Below are 16,384 nucleotides of genomic sequence, written 5' to 3' on the forward strand. Positions count from 1 at the left end.
AGTATAGATTTTTTGGAACGGAGCGATTGATATGAATGGAACGCAAAAAGCGTTTTTTGAAGAAAAAGAGCGTTCACTTGGCGTTCGTCTAAATGATGTGCAGACGCAGGCGGTGTTGCAAACGAATGGCCCGCTGTTACTATTGGCATCTCCCGGTTCAGGAAAAACGACTACGATTATTATGCGTATTGGCTATATGATTGAGGCACTTGGTGTGAATCCTTCTCGCATAAAGGCTGTCACGTTTAGTAAGGCTTCAGCCGGTGATATGAAGGCCCGTTTTGCAAAGTTTTTCCCGCATTTGCCACCGGTTGATTTTTCGACGATTCATAGTTTAGCATTTCAAGTTGTACGGCAGACACTTGAACGTCAGGGCATTTCGTACGGTATCATTGAAGAATCGGACAAGCCTGGTGTTGTTTCAAAAAAAAGAGTACTTCGCGAGATTTATGAACAATTAAATGGCTCAAAAATTACCGAAGATCAGTTAGACGAGCTACTGACGTACATAACGTTTATCAAAAATAAAATGTTGCCAGAACAAGAATGGGCAATTGCAGAAGTAAAGGTGCCAAAAAAAGTCGAGATTTTACAGCGTTATGAAGAATATAAACGCACAGGTAGTGACCGTTTGTTAATTGATTTTGACGATATGCTATTAATGGCGAACGATATTTTTACGAAAAATCGAGAGGTGCTGGCGCAATACCGACGCCGCTACGATTATTATTTAACGGATGAAAGTCAAGATACATCGCCCGTTCAACATGCGCTCATCGCGAAGCTCGTCGCAGTCCATCAAAATTTATGCGTCGTTGCAGATGAGGACCAGGCCATATACAGCTGGCGCGGTGCAGAGCCAGATTATTTGTTAAATTTCCGAAAGATATATCCGGAGGCGCAGGTTTTACTTATGACGCAAAACTATCGTTCATCAGCGACGATTGTAGAGCCAGCCAATATATTCATTCAGCGAAATAAAAAGCGTTATAACAAACAAATGTTTACAGAAAATCCTGCAGCAGAGCCAATCTCGTTTAAAATCTTAGAGAATTACAATTTACAGGCCAAATATATAGTGGATCAGTTGAAAAATCTGTCTAAGCGTGGCTCAACGGCTATTTTATATCGAAATAATACGTCAGCCATTCCGCTTATGGACGCATTTGACAGAGCAGGTTTGCCTTTCTATATGAAAGATTCCACGATTCGCTTTTTCACGCATTGGGTCGTGGAGGATATTATGAACTTCATGAGGCTAGCGTACAACACAAAAAATATTACGATATTTGAAAAAGTTTATAGAAAAATGAATGCTTATATTACACCAACGCAAATGAAGGCGCTACAGAATTTGCCGGAGGATGGCTGTGTATTCACACAGTTGTTAGAGCATGTTGAGTTAAAAGATTATCAGCCTGAATATATTAAGCGGATTCGCAAAACGTATGATAGCATTCAATTTGATAAAACAACGCCAACAGCCATGCTAGAGCATATCCGTTTTGACTTTGGTTATGAGCGTACCTTAAAGAAAATGAGTGAGACACTCGGTTTTAATTATGAAAATTTACTAGATATTGTGGATGTACTTGGTTTAATTGCTCGTCATACGCCGACGATGACCGAATTTGCGGGTCGTTTGAAGCAACTTGAAAATTTAGCACGTTCGTCTCATATGGATAATGAATTGAATGCAATTACACTGACAACATTGCACAGTTCAAAAGGCTTGGAATTTGACCGTGTGTATTTGATTGACTTGATTGAGGGGATTTTACCTAGTGAGGTGGAAGAAGAAATCGAGGAAGAAACACGACTCTTTTATGTCGGTATCACGCGTGCGATCCGCCATTTGGAATTAATCTCGTATAGTAAACGCTTTAAAACAAGTGTGGTGCCATCGATTTTCATGAAGGCGTTAAAACAAATCGTCTCACCGCAGGAATTGCCAAAGAAAGCGCCGAAAAGTCCGAAGAAAGCACTAAAGCAATACCGTAATGAGCGGACGATTACAACCGAGTCGGCGTTAATTGTTGGCTCAAAAGTAAAGCATGTGATTTTGGGAGAAGGGGAAATATTAGCCGTTACGAGTAGCACGATTGAATTATCATTTGCTAGCGGGATTAAGCAGTTTCTGACGGATACATGTTTACAGCAAGGCTATTTAGAAACGATGGAAGATTAAATGAAGCGTATTCGAGATTTTTTCGAATACGCTTTTATTATGCTATTATGTAGCGGTACCTTGCTGGAAAAATAAACGTCATTGCTCATCTTTGTCTTACCACCAAATGGAACTTCTATTTTAAAGATGGATCGTAATTTGAAAGAGAATAAATAGTTGAGAGTTTTGATCAATCTTTTTCAAAACAGGCTCTTTAGATTTGTTTATATCAAGGTTAATATCATTAATTTAATCAAACTTTATTACAAAACTACAGGGATTCGGTAAAAATTCACTCTCTTTTTATTGAGAACATTCCGGATTAAGTTGTCATTTTTCAGTAAAGGACACGCCATAAATAAAAGGTAGCGTATGATTCCCAGTTTTTCCATGGAAACGATATTTCTAAAATTTCATCTTTCGTAGGCTTTCGGTTCATATTACATAATAGTTTTATCGAATTAATAAGACCCACATCATCGATTGGAAAGGCTGTCTGGAACCTAAGGCAGCGCATTAGCACATAATTGGCTGTCCAAGGACCGATTCCTCGTATTTTAATTAAGTTTTTTTCAGCATCTTTAAAGTTCATGTTCATTAATTTTTCCCTTGATAATTCTCCACTTGCCATTAATCTCGCAATTCCAATAATATATTCACTTTTTTTTACCGTCATTTTAATATCTGCTAGGTCAGTAGGTGTTAACTGTGCAATTCGTTCGTACGTTGGGAACACCCAATACTTTTTACCATTCCATTCGATAGAATCGCCAAATCCTTCTACAAATTGCTTCTTTAAGGAGTATGCAAAGGCTAAGTTAATTTGTTGCCCTAAAACTCCCCAGCATAAAGCTTCAAATAAATCGGGAATGCCAATAACTCGCAATCCATAGAATTTTCGAGCAGGCATGTTAAGTAATGGGTCTGCTTTTGCCATTTCATAAAATGGCGTTAAATCGTTATCAAGATCAAACCATTCATGAATATATTTTACAATCACTTCCCGTTTCCACTTTTCAATAGGTCTAGACTCATTTAGGAATTGAACATGCATTTGTTTATTATTGATTACGCTTAGCTGTACTAAGGACCGAATGCCCCCAATGGCTATAACTTTTGTAATGATATCGTTCTCTATTTCATACATGCATTCATTTTTTTCCCTTGTTAGATAGCCAAGATTTGCATTTATATCGAAATTTTCAGGTAATGTAATTACAATAACATCATTCTCTTCATGCCATGTCACTTTTTCATTCTCCTCATCTTATTACGATTTTCTATACTATTTAAAACTCACACTGACTGTAATTTTACTTTATCACAAAATAATCTTTACTAATTTTGTTATCTTGCTATTACATTCTAAATACCTTATTTTTTTCTATTTATGAGGTTATAGTGTTAGTTATCAAGAATGCTAAATAGAGGGAGTGGATAAAAATGGTCCAAGATATAAAAACGCGTGTCGAAAACTTAAATTGGGATTTCATCCAACATGAATTAGATACGCAAGGATTTGCAAAGCTTCCAGTGATTTTAACAAAAGAGGAATGTGAATTTTTCATAGCATTGTATTATGAGGAAGAGTCCTACAGAACGACAATCAATATGACGAGATATCGCTTCGGGAATGGAGAGTACAAATATTTTTCCTATCCATTACCTGATATCATCCAAAGTTTAAGAGAGTCCTTTTATCTAGAATTGGCCAAAACAGCCAATCGATGGTTAGGTTATTTAAAGAAAGCAGAACAGTTTCCAGATCAACTTCAAGATTTTTTGAACACCTGTGAAGAAAATGAACAAACTAGACCGACACCTTTACTATTAAAGTATGAAACAGGCGGGTTTAATTGTTTGCATCAAGATTTATATGGCGATATATTTTTCCCGTTTCAAGTAGTATTTGTATTAAACCAACGAGAGAAAGACTTTTGCGGTGGAGAATCTCTATTAGTGGAACAAATTCCTCGTGCTCAAAGTAGGGGACATGTCATTACTTTAGAACAAGGCAGTGCGCTGATCTTTCCTACTAACCATAGACCTGTTCAAGGTAAAAAAGGATATTACAAAAATACGGTTCGTCACGGAGTAAGCACAGTTACTGCTGGAGAACGATACGGTCTGGGGATCATTTTTCACGATTCTAAATAAAGTGAAATTTTGATCAGTGGGGATTTTCTTCATCCCCCACTGATCATTGGTTAAACCAATCGGGCTTTTACGGGCTGTTCATCTCCCACTTAAACTTCTTTGATTTCTTTATGTTTTGAGGTTGGAGTCTTACAGTCCGTTAATGCGGGATAAAAAATAAACTTCAATATCTTGCTATTCCATTCCCAGAATTGTACATTCTGAATTTATAGGGAGTATATTGTAAGGAGAGGTGAGATATATGCCGGATAGTATTAATGACGGACATAAAGAGAGCCATGATCATCGAATTTCGAATGATGTAGAAATGATAACAGATGAAAAGTGGCAAGCAATTATAAATAATGATACAGCGTACAATAATCAATTTTTCTACGCTGTCAAGTCGACAGGGATATTCTGTAAACCATCCTGTAAATCTCGCGTTCCGAAAAAAGAAAATGTATGCATTTTTTCAAACGCAGAACAAGCACTCCGCGCAAATTTTCGCCCTTGTAAACGTTGCAAGCCCACTAATGAAAATCTGCCAGATAGCGAGTGGGTGGATTTAATTACGGAATACATTGATAAAAATTTCACAGAAAAATTAACGCTGGAATTGTTAGCAAATATTTGTCATGGGAGTCCGTATCATCTGCATCGAACATTTAAAAAAATTAAAGGTATCACGCCGGTTGAGTATATACAACAAGTGAGAGTACACGCGGCTAAAAAGTATTTGATTCGGACAAATAAAGCGATTGGAGATATCGCCATATGTGTGGGTATGGCTAACGCGGCTTATTTTATTACTTTATTTAAAAAGAAAACTGGACAGACACCAGCACAATTTCGTCAATTGAGTAAAATGGAGGAAAAGCACAATGGAAACAAAGAATAAACCTACCCTTTATTGGTCTTTACTAAAGTTTAATGATTGGAATTTTTATATTGCTTCAACTTCCAAGGGGCTAGTATTTGTAGGTTCACAGAACAAACCCTTCGAGGAATTGTTCAACTGGGCTAAGAAACGCTTTCCAGGAAGTCCTCTTGTTGAAGATGATGAAAAGCTTGAACCCTATGTCGTTGAAATCGCTCAGTATCTAGAAGGAAAGCGGAAAACCTTTACTGTTGCATTTGAGTACGTAGGAACGCAATTTCAGTTAGCAGTCTGGAATGCACTTTGTGAAATTCCTTATGGACAGACGAAATCCTATTCCGACATTGCAAATGATATAAATAAACCAGCAGCTGTTCGTGCTATAGGAGCGGCTATTGGGGCTAATCCGGTATTAATTACTGTACCCTGCCATCGTGTAATAGGAAAGAATGGCTCATTAACTGGCTATCGGGGCGGATTAGAAATGAAGACACTGCTACTGGATCTAGAAAAGCGAGCTTCATCTAGCAATGAGTAATTATTACCGTACTATGAATGGAGGTAGCGTCATGAAAAGTGAATTATTCTATAAAAGTCCGAAAACCATTCTAAATAAAGGGACTGGCTTTCTTTCTGGATATACTCATTCACTAAATCCTTATACAGGCTGTTCATTTGGGTGTTCCTATTGTTATGTACGCGAAATGCCTGTATCTCTTTTTCGAGAAGGAGAATGGGGAAATTGGGTCGATGTTAAAAACGGAGCTGCGAATTTACTAAAAAAGGAGCTCCATCGCGCCAAAACCAAAGGAAATGTCACCATTTTCATGTCATCAAGTACAGACCCGTATCAACCAATAGAGCATAAGGAAAAAGTGACGCGATCTTTACTAGAAGTGATGGTAGAAGATCCCCCTGACTTCCTATTTGTACAAACTAGAAGCCCACTTGTAAGTCGAGATATCGATTTGCTGCAACATTTTAAAGATAAAGTTCGGGTAAGTATGACAGTAGAGACTGATAGGGAAGATATTCGCAAGCATTTTACACCCTATGCTCCTCCTATTCCAGCAAGGCTTAAAACACTCCAATTGCTTGCTGAATCCAGTATTCCTGCACAGGTTGCCATCGCACCTGTATTACCAAGTAGCGAGCGATTTGCAGAAATATTGCGTCCCTTGGTTAACCGAATATGTATTGATGATTATTTTATGGGGGACGGCAGTGGTGGTAAACGAACACACAAGATGGGCATACAAGCGTTATATAGAAATTTGGAAATGGAAGAATGGTATGATCCATCCATCTATCAAATGGTATATAAACGAATGCAGCAGTATTTTTCGGAAGAAGAACTTTTCATTAGCCAGAAGGGTTTCGAACCCTAGCGTTATAAATAGTAATCATCAGGTCATTTTGGAACTAAAATCACTTTTATAACAGGTTTTGATTTTTTCTGTGGGACAAACATTAGATGAAATAATAGGGGTGTATTATGAAAAATAACAAACAGTTTAATTTTCACAAGCTTTGGCTAGGGCAGTCTATAAGTTTGTTAGGTACACAGTTTACAGTAGTAGCTTTGCCTCTTTTTGCATTACAGGTGCTAGAAACAAGTGAGGCGAATGCGGCCTTGCTTCGCGGAATTATATTCATACCCTACCTACTTTTCGGATTAGTAGCCGGTGCTTTGATAGACATCCTACATAGAAAAAAGGTTTTGCTAATTTGTAGTATATGTCAAGGCGTTCTATTTTTATCAGTATTCATATTGACTGTAACAAATAAAATAACCTTCCCTTTATTGGTGTTACTCATGTTTTTAAACGGAATATTTACCACGTTTTACAATATTACAATTCCTTCTTTCTTACCGGAAATAATAACAGATAAAGACAACTTAAAAAAAGGAAATGCTCAGCTAGCCCTTTCGGAGTCTCTTTCTATAGTAATCGGACCTATGTTAGCAGGAATCGTTATTACTCTAGTTGGATTAACAGGCTTATTCACTGTTGACGCAGTAACGTATTTTGTTTGTTTTGTGTGTGTATTATTTATTTCAAGGTTTAAACCGCATACAGAAGGCTCTTTAAAAAACGTAAATATAAAATCAATCTATATAAACATATATGAAGGTTTGATCTATTTTAAAAGCCACCCTGTATTGGAACCAATTGTAAGCTGTGGCGCTGTTTATGGTTTTTTTAAATACATACTAAATAGCATTTTAGTAATCTTCCTTTATAAGGTAATGGGTCTATCTGAACTTGAAATAGGCTTTGTTATAGGCTCGGCAGCAGTCGGATTCTTGATAGGCAATACGATACTCGTAAAAAGAAGCCAACAAATTAATAATACAAAAATGCTTATTTATAGCGCAACTGTATCAGTTATCGGTCTGTTCTTTATACCGATAATGGGCTATTTCGGAACCGTTTTCGGTATAGTAGCTGCTAGTATCATACATGGGATGGGAGAAGGTGTATTTGGTCCTTACGCTGCAACCATCCGACAACTCGCCTCACCAAGTCACATGCTAGGCAGAGTAAATGCTGTACAGCGTACGCTTAATTGGGGAGCTTGGGCATTGGGAAGTTTTGCTAGTGCATTTTTAGTGTCTATAGTTGGGCTTCAAACAACGTTATTTATAGGGGGTTTCGGAACAACATTGTGTTTAATAGTGTTGTTAAGGCGAGGCGTAATAAAAGGAACCAACATTGAAAATACGAGTTCAATTTAGAGGAGATGATTATGATGAATAAGTTATCAAAAGGAACTGCTGACATAGAAAATAAACCACATGTTTTATTTATAGGGGGTTGGACAAAGCCTATACAGGATGCTTTAGACAGGGGGTACACTGTCTCGTATATGGGGTCTTACACTAAACACATATATTTCGATGGAACTGTCTTAGAAAAGTGTTTTTATAAAAAAGAAATAGATACAACAAACATACCCGTGTGTATATACTATGCTGAAGAATTGTACAAGGAGAAAGCGTTTGATGTGGTTGTATCTTTCAACGAAGTAGCCTTAGATACAGCTTCTATAATTGCAAAGATTTTTAATGTTAAAGGATTTTCTTACAACGCAAATATGATCACCCGCAATAAAGACATAATGCGTGAAATTCTAGCAGGCAAAGACTTTTCGATAGATTCGATCGTTTGCAACAACATAAAAGACATAGATGAATTTTTGAACAAAAAAGATAGTATTATAATAAAGCCCCCGATTGGCGCAGGTGGTAAAGGTGTATCTAAGCTAGACATAGGAGATGACGTAGAGGTATTTATTAAAGATAACGGGATTCAACTACCTATTTTAGTGGAAGAGTACGTTGAAGGAGACGTAGTTTATACGGTCGAAGCCGTTTCTTATAATAAAAAACATTCTATACTAGCTATATCAGCTGAAATATTTAAAGAAGGTTCGTTTTTAATAAACTATACTATTATGCCGGCACCTATAGATGAATCTCAAAAAAAGGTAATCATTGAGAAAGTAATGCTATTTTTGGACGATATGCAACTGGAAGACGGCATTACTCATACAGAAGTAAAGATTAACAAACAAAATAAACCAATAATCATAGAGTCTCAAGTCAGGATAGGTGGGGGTAACATTTGGAAAATGGTAGAATTAACAACCGGCATATCTCAGTTCGGATATTACTATGATGCGTTAGCTGCTAAAACTATAGATGAATTTAGATGTGTACCTTCAAAATGTCAAGCGATGTCTTTAAGTTTGATTCCAAAACCAGGTTGCTTAAAAGAAATCAAGTATGAAGGGTTAGCTAACATATCCGAGATCGTATTAATTGATCTATTAGTAAAAGAGGGCGACACCATACAAACTATTGTAGACAGTACTGGGCGAAAAGGATATATATTATTTACGGCCAATGATATAAAACATATGTACGAAGTTGCAGATAAAATTTGTGACAATATAACGTTTGTTTATCAGGATTTGTCAGAATGGAAACCTTCTTTTAAAAGAATTTAAAAAAGAATGTAGCACATGACTGGACTATGTCAAGAAAAAGGACAATACAAGTAAGCTTAAGAGGTGATTGTTCAATTAGAGCAATCGCTTCTTGTATTAACCGGGTAGTTTAGTGGAAAAAGGAATTAAAAACTTATGTTTGCAAAGGAACATCTTTTAATGAAAAAATTAAAGCCAAATGCCTATGTATTGTCCCGCAAGCCACTAATATACCTTTTGATTATTGTCATCATTGTTTCTACTCTATTTATCCCCCAATATTATTAGGACAACCATTTGTTCTAGGTGAAATTATAGTCCGGACCAAGATTTTTATCGATACATAGAAAAACAGCTCACTAAGTGGCCGAATGTACCATTCCATCAGGACAGGAATATTTCAGATAAGTTCATACCTGGGTCAACATCTAGCCAATCGACCTGTGGAAAATCAGTAGCTGTATATCTGATGATACTATCAAAGATATACAGCTACGCGTCATATGTTTCCAGATTTTTATGTTTTTAATAACGGTTCCCTAAATAATTTTAAAATTTTTGAACGAAATGAAGCATCGATGAGTCTAATTAGGGAAGGAGGCGAAAAGGATGGAATTTGAAATCGTGCAGCGTGCTATTCGTGGGGATCATCAAGCGATACTTTCACTTATTGAAATGGATGAAGAAATTTTATATCGCATGGCTTTTACATACATGAAAAATGAGCAAGACGCTTTAGACGTGATGCAGGACCTGGTTTACAAGGCCCTGAAAAAAATGCATACCGTTCAACAGCACGAATATGCCAGAACATGGCTCGTGCGCGTCTTAATCAATTGTTGTAAAGACCATTTACGAAAACGCCAACCAACCGTTTCAATTGAGGAACATCACCTAGTTGAATGGGTCATTTACTCTGATATGGAGCGGTTATTGGAACATTTATCCTTGTCGGAGCAGCAACTCGTCTATATGAAATATTTTCAGCAACTAAAAAACAAAGAAATTGCTGAGCTAAATCAAATACCTGAAGGTACTGTAAAGTCTAAGCTTCATCACATACTAAAGAAGCTTAGAAACTTCGCTGGAGAAAAGGAGGACTGGCTATGAGTAAACTACCGATTGACGTCCCAAAGGAGAAACTTCAACAAGTTCGGATGGATATGTTCCGTAAAGTACAGCGAGAAAAACGAACAAAGAAGCGCATTTTTTCGGCTGCAATAGTCTTTTTGTTTTGCTTAAGCCTTTTATTTTCAATTCGTGTTTCTCCTACGATTGCTAGCTATGTTGAAAAAATACCAGGCTTTCAAGCAATTGTATCTGCGGTTGTAAGAGATAAAGGGATAAAAGATATTGTGGATAATGACTACTATGAAGATATCAATGTGACGCAGTCTAAAAATGGCCTATCGCTTACATTGCAAGGCGTGATTGCAGATAATTCGGGATTAGTACTTTACTATGACGCAGATGCCTCATTTGATATTTCAGAATTACACTTGGAGGAAGTTCATTTGTTCCAAGGGGACGAAGAAATTAAAGGGGGGTCATTTACAAGCAATCAATCACATCAAACACACATCTCTTCTTCAGTAGAATATAATTTTTCAGAGTCTTTTGCTTACACTTCAAAGGATTTTAAAGTGGTTTTTCTTTTTAATGACAAAGATAAGGGGAATATTGAAATTACGATACCGTTTTCACTACAAAATGAAATCGCAAAGGAAAAAATTATTACTGCGAATCAAACTGTAGAAGTCGGTGGTCAGAAATTTACGATTACACAAATTCGCCGATCTCCTTTAAAAACGGCAATTGATATTGAAGTAGATGAAGCGAATACGATGCAAATTTTAGCGCTTGATGATATTACGGTCGAGACGGAAAATGGGGAGCGAAGAGAAGGCATTAAATATGGCTTGTCATTAGGTGGTGATATTCGCGACGGCAAATTCACGATGTATTTGCAAAGTAATTATTTCCATGATTCAGATTCACTCAAAATGTTAATTGGAGCTGTTCATGCCGTTCCAAAGGGCGAGGATTTTATCGAAGTTGATTTTGGTACAAAAAAAGTACTCACGAAGCCTGATTATTTGGATTGGGATATTTCTGTAACGCAGCAAAGTGTATCAATTGCTGCAAAGAAATGGGATGATAGAAGGTCACATTCGTTTCTAAATAGTGCTGTAAAAGCAGATGGCACGACGTTAGAATATAAAGGTAGCTCGTTCTCAGATGATGAGCAGTACCTATTTGAGACGGAGAACTTTGAAAATTATGATGGCAAAGCAAAATTATATATCAACTATTTCTTCAATCCTATTGGAGAAAATATTGAACTGAATATTCCAATGCGATAAAGTAAAGATGTTCAAAAAGCAGCGCCTTTTTGAACATCTGTTTTAATATTTTTAGTCTAGCTATGATTGGAGAAGTTTTCTCCATACCAATTCATGGTCAAGAACGTCTGGACATTCAAAATGGTATTAGATAAGCAATCTTTAATAATTTGTCTAAAGATTCTTGTCCATATACATCCTAGTACAGTTATGGGGAATTGACGTACGTATCCAAGCCGTCCTCCACGCCAAATAATTTTAGTTTAAATAAAAAAAATACCTTAGCCACAACTTTCAAGTAATCGGATGTTGCCTATTTTGAGTTAGAATAATTCGTAGCATTGCTAAAGAGTTTTAACAAAACCCATGATAAGTTTGTGAAAAGATGTTTTTACACAAACGATGCAGGTTAATGAAATGATATGGGGGGAGATAATTTGCGAAAGGTGGAAGTAAGTTCATACAATGAGAAATGGATCCAAATGTTTATAGAAGAGGCTGAAAAACTGAATCTTATTTTTGGGAACGAACTCGTAGACATATATCACATAGGTAGTACCTCTGTTCCAGGGTTAAAAGCTAAACCAATAATAGACATCATGCCTGTTGTGAAAGATATTAATAATGTTGAGAAATATAATATAGAGATGCAAGAAATTGGATATGTCCCTAAAGGTGAAAACGGGATAGTTAAACGTAGATACTTTCAAAAAGGTGGGGACAATCGTACTCATCACGTTCACATCTATCAGATCGGGAGTTGTGAAATAAATAGACACCTGGCTTTTCGAGATTATTTAAAATCGCACCCAGATGAAATGAAGAATTATGGAGAATTAAAAGAAAAATTGGCACAACAATTTCCTCTTAATAAGAAATCGTACATAAATGGGAAAGATTATTTTGTTAAAAATATAGAACTAAAGGCACTGGAATGGTATGAAGATAATCGAAATAAATAATAGAATAACGGATTATGTATTGCTAAGGTGAAAAATGCTACTTAACTATCGAAAAACGTGATTGGTTGCGTTCTAAAAAAGCTAATAGCTGTTTTAGATCTGTTAAAGTCATATCGACAGTAAGTTTATCATCGGTCTTTGGTGATTCAAGTCCATGCGAAAAATCATACGTCATGTAAGTGTTCTTTTAAACAATATTTGGTGAACGATTTTAAGGCAGAAATTTTTCGGTTCACTGAACGAGATTTTTGTTTTAATGATCCTAATAGATATTGTATTAACTTAATCACTAATATAAAACAAATACGTCAATGGCAGCATGTAGTTACATGTATAAAATATCCAGACAAACATGTTAAATTTTTTATTTAAACCAATAAGAAATAAGTGTTGATGGATAGATCAATCTCAGTTGGACAAAATATTTGTGAACGTGAAAAGTTCAAATTTCAAGGATTGTGAGGACTATATATGTCATCTGAAATGGGAGAAATGCATCGTACTGGTCAAGACATTAACGACGAAATAGTACATTTTGGTGGGCAAGCCGAGAGTGTTTTTAGTTCATTGGCTGAACAAGGTCGACTTTCAATACAAAAGAAAGCAGACGAATTAGCTGCACAGTATCTTGAAAGTAATCCTAATCCAGACTATTATGATTGCGTTACAATTGTAGCAGAGGGAGTTTTAACAGCAGGGAACGAAATAAAGGCTAACAGTGGTTCTTGGGGAGAATCAGTAGAAGCAGCACTTGGTGCTGGTGTTGAAATGCCAGCAGCAAAAATAGCTTGTAAAAGAATAACAATGTCTGAACATTAATTTTTGAAAAAGCGTAAGCATAAAAGCTTATGCTTTTTGATATTTATTGATTTTTTTTATCCTCTCCTCAAAGCGGAAAATTAAAACAAGATTTTTATAGTAAATTTTTTTTAAGCTATTTAAATTTAATTGAAATTTCGAGGCACACGTCTAACATGGCTTGTCCTTTAATTATGTTGAGGAAAGTAAAAGCATATTTTTATAATTCAATTGAAGTTGTGAAGAATTAAACTTATGTTCGTTTTGGCATTCATTCTAATTTCAATATAAAAAAACGCTAACCGAAAGATTAACGTTTTATACATGATGGTAGGGATCACGCAAGTGTATCTGGTGTTTACTGTATTTGATTCAAAAAACAATCTCTAATTATGAAAGTCCGCACGTTTCTAAAGTAAATCTGAACGCTTACAAAGGTCAGGAGCGGTTTTCTAATATGGAGTCGGAGTCGGAGGAGAACAACGGAAGGAGTCAATGTCTCTTAAAGCAATCGAATATTGATTCCATCTTCCACCGAAAAACCTGTAGCCATAAGCTCTTTCGTGTCCAACAGCAGTCAGAAAGAACCAGAAATTGTCACCATTTCTCAGCCACATATACGTGAAACGAAATATACAATTTTGAAGACCCCTTGTATTCTGGCCATAGAAAGGCATTTCTTCCATATATCGCATAAGTCAGATTCCCCCTTTCTAAAAGTATACATATAACCAGTTTATGCCTAATATCTGAGTTTGGGTTGGACGTATGACCTAAATAGTTTATTTAAGAGGATAGCAGCCACTGCTCGACAAGCTGCAATTCCTTGTTAAGTGATTCGAAGGCGATTGCTTTGTCATTGTTCAACCGTATGAAGAAACATATATTACAGGTATAAAACTAGTACTTTTGAAGTGGGCAAGATAATTGACTCCTTCATTTTCGTTTTTCAATCATTAAATAAATGCAATTCTATTTCGTGTTACAATAGATTCACAGCATCCAACTGACTCCTTTTTAGGAAGGAGGTGTGCTGCTGTGTCTTATCCATCACGCGTTAAAAAGGCCAAGGCTGAAACGAAAAAGAAACGTGAAAAAAGATTAGCCATTTTCGCCAAGTTACGGATTTATTCCGTTTTATCGATACTGTGTATCTTCTTTTTCGGATGATGCTGTAAAAAACTTACGTTTCACCGCTTTGTCTAGCCAACCAAGCGGTGTTTTTAGAAAAATAATCAAAAAAAGCGATTGGGAGCCACCCAATCGCCGCGTACTGCTGTAGATCCATCACGCATGAATCTTACTATCTTCATTGTATGCAAATAGAATAAACATATCAATGAATTACTTTAATCTTTGCAACAAAAGTCCATTTTATGCATAGATACTATGGACAGCTTCTATTGTCTTATTAAAGTTTAGCATATATTTATTATTAATTCCTTTGAGGTCTATCTTATTTTGGGGTGTCTTATTAAACTAGCAATTAGAATGTTAAATTTCCTTTTTTGGAGAATATATAATTTCAGCGCATAAAAGGAGACAAGCTGTTGCTATTTTGAGATTTGTTAAATACTAATTATTAAATATAAGGGGTACGATGAGTGAAAATGAAGAAATGCATTTTTCAACACATCTTTAAAGATGACATGTAAACCTCCCCGGCTCTAATGCTTTACGATTTTTATTTAGAAAAACAGGTTCTGATGGATAAATTTGATATGACCTTAAAGAAGCTTTATAGGATGCCAGAAGCGGGATTAAGTGTGGATGAAGGGGCAATATCTGTTCTTTTTTCCTTTTCCATCTATTCAAATCGTTTCATTAATCAAATCAATTTGCTCCCATGTTTAATGAAACAAGTTCAGAGCGTCCCAGACCTGTTGTTGCTAACAATTTGCTCATTCCGCATCGAAAAACGTGATTGAGCGCGTTCTAAATAGCTAAATAGCTACTTTAGATCCGTTAATGTCATATAAACAGAAAGATTTAAATTCATACGTCAGGTAGTGTTCTTTTAAACATTATTTTGTGAATGTTTTTATTGTAGAAATTTTTTGGTTGAACGAACGAGGTTTTTGTTTTAATGATCCTAATAGATATTGGATAAAGCGATGTACTTGGGTCTTTGTGATCTCGTTTAAACAGGTTGAACAGCCATAATCCGATAAAAAGGTTAAGAAGAGTTGTAAATCGTATTCATAACTAGTGACTGTATTAATAGTTGTATTATATATAGGCATTAAACACACTTTCTGCAACACAATAACAAGATCTTATTTTTTGAACAGAGGAGTGTCAATATGGAAGTAGTATATTTGGCAGGTGGATGTTTATGGGGAGTACAAGCTTTTATAAAAACTCTACCTGGAGTTACGTTTACAGAAGCAGGTAGAGCTAATGGAACAAGTCATACTCTTGAGGGCGATTATGATGGGTATGCCGAATGTGTAAAAACAGGATTTGATCCGACAGTTGTAACAATCAGTGAATTAATGGGATATTTATTTGAAATCATTGATCCTTACAGTTTGAATAAACAAGGACAGGATGTGGGCAAGAAATACAGAACAGGCGTATATAGTGATAATCCTAAACACTTAAAGGAGGCGAAGACATTTCTTAGTGAGAGAAATGATTATGACCTTATAGTGGTTGAAGTCTTACCTCTTACAAACTATGTAAGAAGTGCAGAAGAACATCAAGATAGGTTAGCTAGATGTCCAAATGATTATTGTCATATTCCAGAAGAAATATTAAATAAGTATATAGTATAAGTACGAGATTATTAGAAGATGGTTTATGGGATCTATCGTTTCAAAATTGTTTTTCTACATAATAATGGGAAACAGAACTGTTTAATCATTTTAACTATCGGACTCATTGTTTAATTAGCTTCTATGTTCTTCTTATACTCCCATGAAAAAACTTAATCATCTCTCATCTTCTGTGATGTAGCGCTTGTTTTTGCACTACATGGATGGCTAACGGGAGTGTTTGTTCAAGAAAGATTGATTTTGAGCGCAAATACATTATTTGATGGGAATTAAACAACTTTAAAGAGCCTTACTACAATAAAATGTAGCATGGCTCTATTATTTGTTGT

General features: G+C 35.9%; 14 protein-coding genes. 12 read left to right on the top strand and 2 right to left on the bottom strand.

Going from position 1 to position 16,384, the window contains the following annotated elements:
• Nucleotides 1-31: 31 nt before the first annotated feature.
• Nucleotides 32-2,188: an ATP-dependent helicase gene (locus tag AB9L17_RS12480; RefSeq protein ID WP_068984270.1), complete on the top strand. Its 2,157-nt coding sequence runs from the start codon at nt 32-34 to the stop codon at nt 2,186-2,188.
• A 316-nt stretch (nt 2,189-2,504) separates the two neighbouring features.
• On the opposite strand, the gene AB9L17_RS12485 is transcribed toward AB9L17_RS12480, so the two are convergent.
• Complete coding sequence (locus tag AB9L17_RS12485; protein WP_375199178.1) at nt 2,505-3,416, bottom strand: DNA glycosylase; 912 nt, start codon at nt 3,414-3,416, stop codon at nt 2,505-2,507.
• 194 nt (nt 3,417-3,610) lie between these two features.
• Between AB9L17_RS12485 and AB9L17_RS12490 the strand changes: the two genes are divergently transcribed.
• The 10 genes from AB9L17_RS12490 (at nt 3,611) to AB9L17_RS12535 (ending at nt 13,299) form a co-directional block, all read left to right on the top strand.
• Entirely contained in the window at nt 3,611-4,324 is a 714-nt protein-coding gene (locus tag AB9L17_RS12490) for a 2OG-Fe(II) oxygenase (RefSeq protein ID WP_375199179.1), read from the top strand.
• Between the two features lie 241 nt (nt 4,325-4,565).
• Nucleotides 4,566-5,204 carry a bifunctional transcriptional activator/DNA repair enzyme AdaA gene (locus AB9L17_RS12495; protein WP_068984273.1) on the top strand — a complete coding sequence of 213 codons (639 nt, stop codon included), beginning with the start codon at nt 4,566-4,568 and terminating at the stop codon, nt 5,202-5,204.
• A complete protein-coding gene (gene adaB / locus AB9L17_RS12500; RefSeq protein WP_068984274.1) occupies nt 5,188-5,721 on the top strand; it encodes a methylated-DNA--[protein]-cysteine S-methyltransferase in 534 nt (177 codons plus the stop codon). Before AB9L17_RS12495 ends, adaB begins: the two co-directional genes overlap by 17 nt.
• A gap of 31 nt (nt 5,722-5,752) precedes the next feature.
• Nucleotides 5,753-6,571 (top strand): SPL family radical SAM protein, encoded by an 819-nt coding sequence (locus tag AB9L17_RS12505; protein ID WP_223554081.1) that lies wholly within the window; start codon nt 5,753-5,755, stop codon nt 6,569-6,571.
• A gap of 107 nt (nt 6,572-6,678) precedes the next feature.
• Nucleotides 6,679-7,923: an MFS transporter gene (locus tag AB9L17_RS12510; RefSeq protein WP_223554083.1), complete on the top strand. Its 1,245-nt coding sequence runs from the start codon at nt 6,679-6,681 to the stop codon at nt 7,921-7,923.
• A gap of 14 nt (nt 7,924-7,937) precedes the next feature.
• Nucleotides 7,938-9,197: an ATP-grasp domain-containing protein gene (locus tag AB9L17_RS12515; RefSeq protein WP_223554085.1), complete on the top strand. Its 1,260-nt coding sequence runs from the start codon at nt 7,938-7,940 to the stop codon at nt 9,195-9,197.
• A gap of 588 nt (nt 9,198-9,785) precedes the next feature.
• Nucleotides 9,786-10,286 carry a sigma-70 family RNA polymerase sigma factor gene (locus AB9L17_RS12520; protein ID WP_223554087.1) on the top strand — a complete coding sequence of 167 codons (501 nt, stop codon included), beginning with the start codon at nt 9,786-9,788 and terminating at the stop codon, nt 10,284-10,286.
• Nucleotides 10,283-11,539 (top strand): DUF4179 domain-containing protein, encoded by a 1,257-nt coding sequence (locus tag AB9L17_RS12525; RefSeq protein WP_223554088.1) that lies wholly within the window; start codon nt 10,283-10,285, stop codon nt 11,537-11,539. The genes AB9L17_RS12520 and AB9L17_RS12525 overlap by 4 nt, the downstream gene beginning before the upstream one ends.
• Nucleotides 11,540-11,955: 416 nt before the next feature.
• A complete protein-coding gene (locus tag AB9L17_RS12530; RefSeq protein ID WP_223554090.1) occupies nt 11,956-12,480 on the top strand; it encodes a GrpB family protein in 525 nt (174 codons plus the stop codon).
• A gap of 471 nt (nt 12,481-12,951) precedes the next feature.
• Complete coding sequence (locus AB9L17_RS12535; RefSeq protein WP_068984281.1) at nt 12,952-13,299, top strand: hypothetical protein; 348 nt, start codon at nt 12,952-12,954, stop codon at nt 13,297-13,299.
• Nucleotides 13,300-15,302: 2,003 nt separating this feature from the next.
• On the opposite strand, the gene AB9L17_RS12540 is transcribed toward AB9L17_RS12535, so the two are convergent.
• Nucleotides 15,303-15,521, bottom strand: a complete 219-nt coding sequence (locus AB9L17_RS12540; RefSeq protein WP_223554092.1) for a site-specific integrase — start codon at nt 15,519-15,521, stop codon at nt 15,303-15,305.
• Nucleotides 15,522-15,581: 60 nt separating this feature from the next.
• On the opposite strand from AB9L17_RS12540, the gene AB9L17_RS12545 reads away from it, so the two are divergent.
• On the top strand, nt 15,582-16,055 hold the full coding sequence (locus AB9L17_RS12545) for a peptide-methionine (S)-S-oxide reductase (protein WP_068984283.1): 474 nt from the start codon (nt 15,582-15,584) through the stop codon (nt 16,053-16,055).
• Nucleotides 16,056-16,384: the final 329 nt, after the last annotated feature.

This window comes from Lysinibacillus sp. RS11 (genome assembly GCF_042019215.1).
GTDB classification, from domain to species: Bacteria; Bacillota; Bacilli; order Bacillales_A; family Planococcaceae; genus Lysinibacillus; species Lysinibacillus xylanilyticus_A.